Source organism: Rheinheimera sp., assembly GCF_020217005.1.
Lineage (GTDB): Bacteria > Pseudomonadota > Gammaproteobacteria > Enterobacterales > Alteromonadaceae > Pararheinheimera.
Window position 1 is genome coordinate 1 of the sequence record NZ_JAIWOI010000127.1, and the last position, 10000, is coordinate 10000.

A 10000-nucleotide genomic window follows, 5' to 3' on the forward strand; every position below is an offset into this window, starting at 1 on the left:
GTCAGCGTCTTTTCACCTTTGAGCGGCGATGCTAATGCTAAAGTTTCAGGACGGTTAGACGCCAGACTAATATTTTGTGCCGCCATGCTTAAAGGTTTCAAATCAAACTTATCACCTGCAGCAAAAGCCGGAGCTCCATTGGTTAAAGTAATATTCAGACCAAAAAAGTCATTGGTGTCGTCTGAAGTCACAGTTACAGGGAAAGTAACACCGGCCCGGCTGATTGCTGTGCCGGGGATCACGTTGCCTGACGCATCCAAAGCCTCAACAGTGAAGGCATCAACAGCGGTAAAGGTTATACGGATATCATTAGGCGGAATATTTTTGCCCTGCCCTGCAGCTACTGACGCAGTAATTGCCCCATTACCTGTATTACTGCTAAAGGGTAAAGCGGTAAAACCTGGTAACACAAACAGGTCGCCGCCAAGGTTTCCATCCGCATTCATACCTAAGCGGTTTTGGGTATTAAACGCATCAGTGAATGACAGAGCGAGTTGTCCCAATTCACGCTGTGCCGGGTCCAGCACTTTAGTGCGGAACTCAAGTGAGGCACCGATCTTTCCGCCTAAATCAGTTTCAGACACATTGATGATCACGTTCTGATTCGTACCAGCTTTTAGCTGCAGTATTTTACGATTAGGATCGGGCTCTCCAGCCACACTGAATAAATTGAACTTGCCATTTTCCAGCACCAGCGATTGACCGCTGGCCAGAAAAACCTGTTTATCGCCGTTGTCGGCGTCCAGTACATTGATATCCACTAATGCGGATAACTCTTTAATGGCCTGATCACGCTTATCCAGTAAATCTAATGGCGGCGGCTTCCCCGGGTTGTTGCCGTAGGCCAGGATCTCCTCGTTTAACCGGGCAATCACACCTATTTGCTCATTGGCATCTGCTGCATCAGTTTCCAGTTGTTGGCTCAGGTATTTATTCTGCGCTGTCATTTGGTTTGACAAGGTATTGAATTTATTAAGTAAGGTTTGCGCGCTTCCCATCACCAACTGACGCGATGCTGCATTAGTCGGATCATTAATTGCGGTTTGTAACTGACTGAAAAAAGACGACATGCCAGTCGAAATACTGTTGGACTGATCGGACATTAACGCATCAACCCGACTGGCTTCAGATAAATACTGATTGGAATAACTAGCTGACGAAACATCTCGCCAGAGCTGCTTCTGAGCAAATTCATTCACCAAACGCTCTGTAGTTCCCCGCCCAACACCCAGCCCTAACGTATTGGATTCAAACTCCGTGCGTTGCCTGCTGTAGCCCGGAGTATTCAGGTTGGCGATGTTATTACTTGTGGTCGAAAGCAAAGCAGTACTTGCCAGTATGGCTGAGGTTCCAATCCTGAGTAAATTATCCGACATCTGATTCTCCGCTGATGCTTATGCATCGTCACTTGGTTAATTGGCGGGGCCAACTAGAACTTTACTCTTTATTTGTAAGCAGGTTTCGTGCCTGTTTGAAGGTATCACTGTTAAATACTGATAAAATTTTCTGGGCGTAGTTTGGATCTGTGGCGTAACCTGCGGCCTGTAACTGCTGAAAATAAGCCTTAGGGTTGTCTGCTACAGCAATAGCTTGCTGGTAACGCGGATTGGATTTTATGAAATCTACATAGTCGCCCAGGCTTTGCTCCGGCGACTCATAGGCTCGGAACTTGGCCTTTTCTTTCTGTGCTACCCCCTGACGGTACTCGAGCGTGTCCACTACAGCAACCTCACCCTGCCAACTGTTGTGAGCTTTAATGCCAAAAAAGTTAAAGCTGTTATTGCCTTCAGCCGTCTTAAAAGTACGTTGGCCCCAACCAGTTTCCAGGGCAGCCTGAGCTAATAAAGCCAAAGGCTCTAAACCTAGTTTCTGAGCGGCTTGTTTGGCTGCCGGCATGAGCTTCTGAATAAAGTCTCCCGGACTTTCAAAAGTCCAGTCTTCCTTGGTCCTGTCCGGGTCAGATGCCAGAGTTTCAGTAATCACCTGTGGAACAGCTGCCACTGTTGGCACTGCTGCTTCTGCTGGGTATTTAGCAGGAACAGTTACTGATTTCACTACAGAAGCCTGCTGCTGTGTATCAGATTTTTTATCTGGCACTGGAGCAGCATCTGTAGGAATTTTTAACATAGAAGCTGGCGTAGTCTTGCCTTTGGTGGGCCTTAGTTGCTGCACCAGTAAGTCGGCCAGGCCTAAACTGCCTTTTTCAGAAAGCTCGGTCGACAACTGTTTGTCATACATGTCCTGATAGAACTTGGTCGCGTTGCTATTGAGCATGCCTTCATCTTCAAATACTTCATTGGCTTTGCGCATGCTACTGAGCAACATCCCCATGAAAATAGATTCGAATTGTTTAGCTGCCTGTTTCAGCGCTGCATCATCATTTCCGCCTTTGCTGTGCTTCAGTTGCGCCAGGCCGGTTAAATCATGATAATTGACCTTATTCTCAAGCTCACTCATTTAAATCACCACAAGCTCACCATGAATGGCGCCCGCTTCTTTCAGAGCCTCTAAAATCGCCATCAAGTCGCCTGGCGCTGCGCCAACCGCATTGACGGTGCTGACTAAATCGTCCAGCGTGGTGCCGGGGTCAAACTTAAACATACGTGATTTGTCGGGCCGTACATCAATAATAGTATTTTGTTCTACAGCAGTATCTCCGCCAGCCAACGCATTAGGTTGCACTACAGTAGGGTTCTCCGCAATAGTGACCGTCAGACCGCCATGAGTTACAGCTGCCGGAAATAGCCGGACATCTTTACCTATGACTATAGTGCCAGTACGGGAGTTGATAATAATTTTCGCCGATTGACTGGCGGGCTCCAGCGTTAAGTTCTCTAAGGTTGATAAATAAGACACCCGCTGATCCATATCCCGTGGTGCCCTCACCTGTACAGAAGATGCATCTAACGACATGGCTGTACCTGGTCCCATAAAGTTATTGATAGTCTCAGCCAGAGTTTTCGCCGTGGTAAAATCACTGTCATTGAGGTTAAAGGTGATAAAGTCTCCATCAGCAAAAGGAGACGGCACTTCACGTTCAACTGTAGCTCCGTTCGGAATACGGCCTACAGTAGGTGTATTGACCAGGATTTTTGAACCATCAGCCCCTTCAGCGCCTAAGCCACTGACAATCAGCGAGCCTTGTGCTACTGCATACACATTACCGTCCAGGCCTTTTAGAAAGGTTTGCAGCAAAGTACCACCACGTAATCCTTTCGCACTGCCCATGGAGGAAACGGTAATATCTATGGTCTGGCCCGGTTTACTAAAAGCAGGTAATTCAGCATGTACTGCGACTGCAGCCACGTTTTTTATCTGAGACTTCATACCAGCAGGCATATTGATGCCAAAATTACTCAGCATGGTTCTGAAACTCTGCTCGGTAAATGGACTCTGTTCACCCGTTCCGGGTAAGCCCACAACAAGACCGTAGCCAACCAGCTGGTTGCTTCGCACCCCTTGTACACTGGTTAAATCTTTAATGCGGGCGGCTGAAGCCGGGAAACACAAAGCACCGGACAACACAACCAGAAACAAGCTTTGGAATAGTTTCATCATCTCACCTGTATTAAAATGGCCACAACACACCATTAAAGAATCGTGTCAGCCAACCTGGTCCTTGCCCATTGTGAGCAGCCCCTGTGCCACTGTATTCAATACGGGCATTAGCAATTTTGGTCGACTCTACGGTGTTTTTCGAGTCTATATCCTCCGCACGGATAACACCTGTTAAGCGTATAAATTCGCGCCCTGTATTCAGGGTAAGCCATTTCTCCCCCCGGATCACCAGGTTACCATTTGACATGACTCTCAATACATTGACCGAAATATCACCTACTAAACTATTACTTTGGTCTGCTTTTGAATCGCCTTTGAAGTCTGAGGTTGCATTTGCACCAAACTGCAAGGTGTTACCAAGAACACTCACATCACGGCCACCCAAGCCTACCATGGGATCAAAACTGGCCGAGCTATCTTTACCAAACTCTGTTTTTGCTTTCTTTGACGCTTGGGTATTTTCTCTCAATACCACAGTAATGATGTCTCCGGGTCTTCGCGCCTTATTGTCAGAATACAAGCCGTTAGACAAGCCTTGTGCAAACAATGAGCCGTTATTGGACAAAGGTACAGACTCCGGCTCAGGTGGCAGAGGCGCAAAGTTCGGATCATCCGGTACAGCTTCAGTAAAGCTGCTGGCACAGCCGCTAATCAGCAGAGCCGTTAAAATGAGCACAATTAACTTGTTCATCCACTTACTCCTACAACTGCTGGATTGCAGTACCCAGCATCTGATCAACAGTTGAGATCACTTTGGAATTCATTTCATAAACACGCTGACTTTCAATCAGGCTAACCAGCTCTTCAGTCACATTGACGTTTGATGTCTCCAAAGCGCCCTGTACTAAAATGCCACGCCCTTCCAGCCCGGGTATGCCTTGTACCGGATCCCCACTAGCTGCGGTAGCAGTGAACAAGTTCTGTCCTATGGGTTCTAAACCTGCCGGATTAACAAAGTTTGTCAACGTCAGCTGACCTACCACAGCCTGGTCAATCTGGCCTGGTAACTTGACGGATACCTCACCATCCTGAGAAATAGTGATACTTTGTGCATCTTCAGGGATCACTATATTGGGCTGCACCTGGTAGCCAGCGCCTGAGGTGACAAGGTTGCCTTCACTGTCCGTTGTGAATTGCCCATTGCGGCTATAAGAAGTCGTACCGTCCGGCATCAGCACTTCGAAAAAGCCATGGCCCTGGATCATGACATCCAGACTCCCCTCTGTAGTAATCATATTGCCTTGGGTAAAACTTTTTTGAGTCGCGACCACTTTGGTACCAGCGCCCAGCATCAGACCATTGGGCAACTCTGAGTTTTGTGAGGAGCGCCCACCAGGCTGATTAATGTTTTGATACAACAAATCCTCAAACACAGCGCGGCTTTTCTTAAAACCTATAGTGCTGGCGTTGGCCAGGTTATTTGAAATCACCGAAATATCACGCTGCTTCGCGTCCAAACCGGTTTTACTGATCCATAAAGCTGGATGCATGCTAACCTCCCAGGCTTAAGCCTTAGACTATTCTCATAATTTGGTTATGTTGCCGATCAATTTCTTCGGCGGTTTTCATCATTTTGACCTGAACTTCAAATTGACGTTGTAAACTGATCATTTGCGTCATTTCGCCCACAGCGTTGACGTTACTGCCTTCCACTGCGCCACTCAAAACCTTCACTGTTGCATCAGCTTCAGCGTCTTCACCGTCTTTACGCCTGAATAAACCATCAGTGCCTTTTTCTATATCCTGAAACTCAGGTTTAACCAGCTTCAGACGGGCCACTTCCTGCATGACATTAGCCGGAGCCCCTAAAGGTCTGATACTGATAGTGCCGTCAGTGCCAATTTCCATTTTTTCCAACGGCAAAGGCAATTGGATAGGCCCCTCTTCGCCGACAACATTTAAACCAGAAGCTGTTTGCAAAACGCCAGTCGGGCTTAGTTGTAAGTTACCAGCTCTGGTATAGGCCTCATTGCCATCTGCATCTTGTACTGACAACCAACCTTTACCCTGCACCGCAACATCTAACTCTCGCTCTGTGATAATGAATGAGCCATCGTCAAAATTTTGACCAGGTCGCTCAGTCAGCGAAAACACTCGTGTAGGCAAACCTTCCCCAAATGCCTGCATAGCACGAGCCTGCTCTAAATCCGCTTTAAAGCCTGTAGTGGTGCTGTTTGCAAGGTTATTCGCTTTAATACTGATGCCATTCATGTTCTCTTTGGCACCGCTCATCGCGATATAAAGTAAATGGTCCATAATCTGGCCTCCACCTGAGATAGGTGAAGTAAAGCAAGACTGATGCCAAGAAAGGGGGAGTTAAAAAGAGACTAGCGGGCAAAAGTTATAAGCTTTTGTTTTTAATTATGTTCACAGAGGCGGTAGCAACTGAGTTAGTCAAATTGCTAGATAAATTTAAATCTATTGATGACAGAAAAAGAACTGGTTGCCGCGCTAAAGTTTGAATTGCTCACTTCTATTTTTGCGCTGTATACAGAGTCTTTTGGCAAGGCTTGTGTAAGTTGATGGATTTCAAGCTGGTTACAACTGTAAGTACCCAAAGCTTTGCCTGAAGAGTTAAATAACCAGAGTGTACAATCCATAGACAGAGCTTTGGTTGGGTTAAATCCGACCATCACGAGCTGCCCGGTACGCTCTGGTTTGTGCACCTTAAATGTCCGGGTCTGGGAAGCACCAGCCTTGAGCACAAAATCCATAGTGATCAACACATCCTCCTCAGCAGCGCAAGGCAGAGCAGTCAGTAGCATAGCTGCAAATAGAGTCTTTAAACTCACAGCAACCTCCAACGTTGATAAAAAGCAGCAAAGACCAGACAAGTAAAACCTTGAAGTAGCCAATAAAAAAGCCCAAAGCACTGGCTTTGGGCTCTATTGCAGACTCTTTTATCGGATCTGCAACACAGTGTTTTGTAGGGTACTGTTCACTTCAAGTGCTCTTGAGTTGGCCTGGAAGTTACGCTGGGCAGCAATTAAATCAACCAGCTCATTGGTCAGGTTCACGTTTGAACTTTCCAGTGCTGAGGAGTTAATAGAACCATAAGTACCGGAGTTTGCCTCACCCGCTAAAGCTTCACCAGACATCAAACTTTGACGCCAGGAGGTATTACCTGACTGAGTCAAACCCTGTGGGTTAGCAAACTTCACCATAGCGACCTGAGCTAAGAAAGTTTGGTCGCCATTGGAGTAAGACGCCATTACCTTTCCAGCCGCATCAATGTCAACACTGGTCAAGCGACCCACTGTAGTACCGTCACCATCCAAACTACCCAACTCAAACTTCGACGAATACTGGGTAGGGTTTTTTGTACCTGCAGGATCAGTAAAATTGATCGATACGTCAGTAGTAAACTGCGCACCATTAGTTAACAAACCATCTAAGGTCGCTTTTGGCATCACCAGCGACGGCATAGGCACTGTAGTTGGGTTACCGTTTAAATCAAAATCCAACACAGGAGTAGCGGCTGGCAAGGTAAAAGGTGTGCCTGTGTTGTCGTCCAATACGGCATACACTTCCCAATCGTTATCTGTCACGGGATCGGTACGACGGAAATACATAGATAAAATATGAGGTTCACCCAAACTGTCATAAATAGTGGTTGAGGTTTGGTTGTTATAAGTGGCTGAGTTAGTGGCGTCAAAAGCTGGCAAAGGCACAGCTTTTGGTTGCTGCCGCGAATCCAGGTTCATCGTCAAAAACACGTTTTGCGTCGCACGGGGTGCACCAGCCGTATTTGGGATCTGAATAGGTGAAGTGGTACTTAAACTCACAGAGGTTGTTTCCCCTGTAGCTGGGTTCACCGGGAAACCTTGTAAGAAACCACCGTTGTTATCAGAGATAAAATTGTTTTTATCCAGTTTAAAAGCGCCAGCTCTGGTGTAGGAATAGTCACGGTTGCCAATTTCCGGCGCTATGGCAAAAAAACCATCGCCTGTGATAGCCAAATCCAGTGAGTTATTCGTGAACTTTAACGAGCCCTGAGAAAACTGCTGTGCCACTTTAGATGTGGTGACACCGTCCCCGACTTTAGTTTTGTTTGAACTGAATACAGAAGCCGCATACACATCAGCAAATTCGGCTCGGGACTCTTTAAAGCCTGTGGTATTGACGTTGGCGATGTTATTCGCGGTAGTATCAATGTCCTTTTGAGCCGCAGCCAGGCCACTTAACGCTATATTAAAACTCATAGTTCACCTCAATTCTTTGATTAGGTAGCAATTTCTTCAATATCAGATAATTTTTTCTGGCCTTGGCCGTACACATTTAACAGCAGACCCTGAGTGGTGCCGTTGCCTAAAGTAATACTGGTGACAGGAGCATAGACAGAGGTCACGATAGCTTCGTTTTTGCCTGCGATAGAACCTTCAACGGAAATGGTGTAAACACCGGCCTTTGCAACTTCCATCACCGGGTTGCCTTTGTCATCAACCTTAGGAGTACCATCTTCATTCAGAGCCTGAGTATCAGTGGTACCATCCCATGGCAATTGCAAACGTCCTGCATCGGCTTTTTCTATGGTGGCAGAACGAACTACAACACCATCGGCATTTTTAATCTGCACTTTGATATTTGTTGCATTTTCAGGAAAATTAGCACTGGCAACTACTTCATTTTTACCGTCAAAAACCATCTCATCAGACTTCACCAACACATACTGCCCTACCAAAGAGGAGGCTTGCAGTGCCTGACTGGAGTTCATAGTGGTGGCGAAATCTTTAAAGTTAGTATTCAGGGACGCAATACCATCCGCCATCGTGAACTGAGTCATCTGAGCTATCATTTGATCGTTTTCTACCGGCTTAGTCGGATCCTGATAAGCCAGCTGCTGAGTTAACAAAGCAAAGAAGTCAGACTGGGTTAAAGCTCCGTTATTGTTGTCCGTGGTAGTGGGCTTATCTCCCCAATACATACCATCCAGTGGATTCGTTGTATTATCGACTTTACTCATGCCCTACCCCTTATCTTTGGCCCAGCATCAAAGTGCGGCTGACCATTTGTTTGGCAGCATCAGCAACCTGCACATTGGTCTCATAAGAACGGGAAGCAGAAATCATATTGGCCATTTCTTCCATGATGTTGACATTAGGTTTGTAGATGTAACCTTTTTCATCGGACAAAGGATGATGAGGTGCATATTCAACATTCAGTGGCGCATCTGACTCCACTATGCCTAGTACCTGAACCTTTGCTCCTTCCTGGCCAAGCTGAGCTTGCTCAAGGGCAGTCGCAAATACAGGGTGACGTGCTCTGTAGGTTTGATCGATGCTGCTACTAATGCTATTGGCATTGGCCATATTACTGGCCGTAGTATTTAACCGTACTTGCTGCGCGGACATGCCGCTCCCGGCTATATCAAAAACGTTATACAGGCTCATTATTGCGTACCTCCGCCAATGGCCTTTTTCAGGCCGCTTATACGACTGTTCAGGAAATTCAGCGTGGTTTGATACTCCATGCTATTACGGGTAAAAGCATTTCGTTCTTCGTGGATGTCAACACTGTTGCCATCCCCTGTATCAGGCTGATTCGGAATTCGGTATTGAGTTTCAGAATGACGGGCAGTCGAAATTTCAAAATGCTTAGGATCGGTTCGGCCAAGCGAACCCGACTGGCGTGATTGAGCACCAGCTAATGCAGTTTGAAAATCCATGTCTTTTGCCTTGTAACCCGGAGTATCAGCATTTGCGATATTTTCGGCCAAGACTTGAGAACGTTTGTCGCGGATCAGTAGCGCATCTGGATGTAGCCCAAATGCTTTTTCGAAGCTGATTGCCATTGTTGCCATCCTGTTTTTCAGAGATGGCAAATATCTAGCAAAACTCAGGCCAATATTTTAGGTCAGATTTTTTTTCGGTACACTATGCCCGGGTTACAACGCACCATATCAAAATCGTTGTTTAGGCTGGAAAGGGACTCTGAAGCGCCCAAAAACAAGTAACCACGCGGGTTTAAGGCCTGTGAGAACTGTTTTATAATTTTCATTTTGACTTCAGGAGAGAAGTAAATAAGCACATTGCGGCAAAAAATAATGTCGAATTTACCAAGCAGAGTATAACTATCAAGCAAGTTTAAATGCCGGAACGAAACGTTTTTGCGGACGGCATCTTTTAGCCGCATCATGCCGTTACCGGAATCGTCAAAAAACTTACTACGTCGCTCCGGCGACAAACCTCGGGACAAAGCTAAACCATCATATTCTGCGCGCTGACAGTGTTCGAGCATTGCATTAGAAATATCGGTTCCTAAGATAGTGATTCCTAAAGGGAAGGCCGAAGGTCTGCTTTGCTGATACTCCAACCCCGTCATAGCTATCGAATAAGGTTCCTGACCTGAAGAACTGGCAGCTGACCAAATTTTGACGGTCTTATGATCCTTTTCAAATTCAGGCAATATTTGCTTCTTTAACAGCTCGTAGGGGTAGTTGTCA

12 protein-coding genes are annotated in these 10000 nt (G+C 46.4%); all 12 read right to left on the reverse strand.

Going from position 1 to position 10000, the window contains the following annotated elements; all coding sequences use genetic code 11:
• A partial coding sequence (gene flgK / locus LDL40_RS06165) for a flagellar hook-associated protein FlgK (protein WP_300994313.1) occupies window positions 1–1376 on the reverse strand: 1376 nt, incomplete at its 3' end.
• 61 nt (window positions 1377–1437) lie between these two features.
• Entirely contained in the window at window positions 1438–2457 is a 1020-nt protein-coding gene (gene flgJ / locus LDL40_RS06170) for a flagellar assembly peptidoglycan hydrolase FlgJ (protein WP_300994314.1), read from the reverse strand.
• Window positions 2458–3555 carry a flagellar basal body P-ring protein FlgI gene (locus tag LDL40_RS06175; RefSeq protein ID WP_300994315.1) on the reverse strand — a complete coding sequence of 366 codons (1098 nt, stop codon included), beginning with the start codon at window positions 3553–3555 and terminating at the stop codon, window positions 2458–2460.
• Window positions 3556–3568: 13 nt separating this feature from the next.
• Window positions 3569–4249, reverse strand: coding sequence for a flagellar basal body L-ring protein FlgH (gene flgH, locus LDL40_RS06180; protein WP_300994316.1), 681 nt, complete (start codon window positions 4247–4249; stop codon window positions 3569–3571).
• 10 nt (window positions 4250–4259) lie between these two features.
• Window positions 4260–5048: a flagellar basal-body rod protein FlgG gene (gene flgG, locus LDL40_RS06185; protein ID WP_300994317.1), complete on the reverse strand. Its 789-nt coding sequence runs from the start codon at window positions 5046–5048 to the stop codon at window positions 4260–4262.
• 22 nt (window positions 5049–5070) lie between these two features.
• Window positions 5071–5814, reverse strand: a complete 744-nt coding sequence (locus tag LDL40_RS06190) for a flagellar basal body rod protein FlgF (RefSeq protein WP_300994318.1) — start codon at window positions 5812–5814, stop codon at window positions 5071–5073.
• 146 nt (window positions 5815–5960) lie between these two features.
• The gene (locus LDL40_RS06195) at window positions 5961–6350 is read right to left on the reverse strand and encodes a hypothetical protein (protein ID WP_300994319.1); all 390 of its coding nucleotides are present in this window, start codon (window positions 6348–6350) and stop codon (window positions 5961–5963) included.
• Window positions 6351–6458: 108 nt separating this feature from the next.
• Window positions 6459–7760, reverse strand: a complete 1302-nt coding sequence (gene flgE / locus LDL40_RS06200) for a flagellar hook protein FlgE (protein ID WP_300994320.1) — start codon at window positions 7758–7760, stop codon at window positions 6459–6461.
• A gap of 20 nt (window positions 7761–7780) precedes the next feature.
• On the reverse strand, window positions 7781–8521 hold the full coding sequence (locus LDL40_RS06205) for a flagellar hook assembly protein FlgD (protein ID WP_300994321.1): 741 nt from the start codon (window positions 8519–8521) through the stop codon (window positions 7781–7783).
• 10 nt (window positions 8522–8531) lie between these two features.
• Window positions 8532–8948, reverse strand: coding sequence for a flagellar basal body rod protein FlgC (flgC, locus tag LDL40_RS06210; protein WP_300994322.1), 417 nt, complete (start codon window positions 8946–8948; stop codon window positions 8532–8534).
• On the reverse strand, window positions 8948–9349 hold the full coding sequence (gene flgB, locus LDL40_RS06215; protein ID WP_300994323.1) for a flagellar basal body rod protein FlgB: 402 nt from the start codon (window positions 9347–9349) through the stop codon (window positions 8948–8950). Before flgB ends, flgC begins: the two co-directional genes overlap by 1 nt.
• A 62-nt stretch (window positions 9350–9411) precedes the next feature.
• Window positions 9412–10000: protein-glutamate O-methyltransferase CheR (locus LDL40_RS06220; protein WP_300994324.1), on the reverse strand; the 589-nt coding region annotated here is incomplete at its 5' end.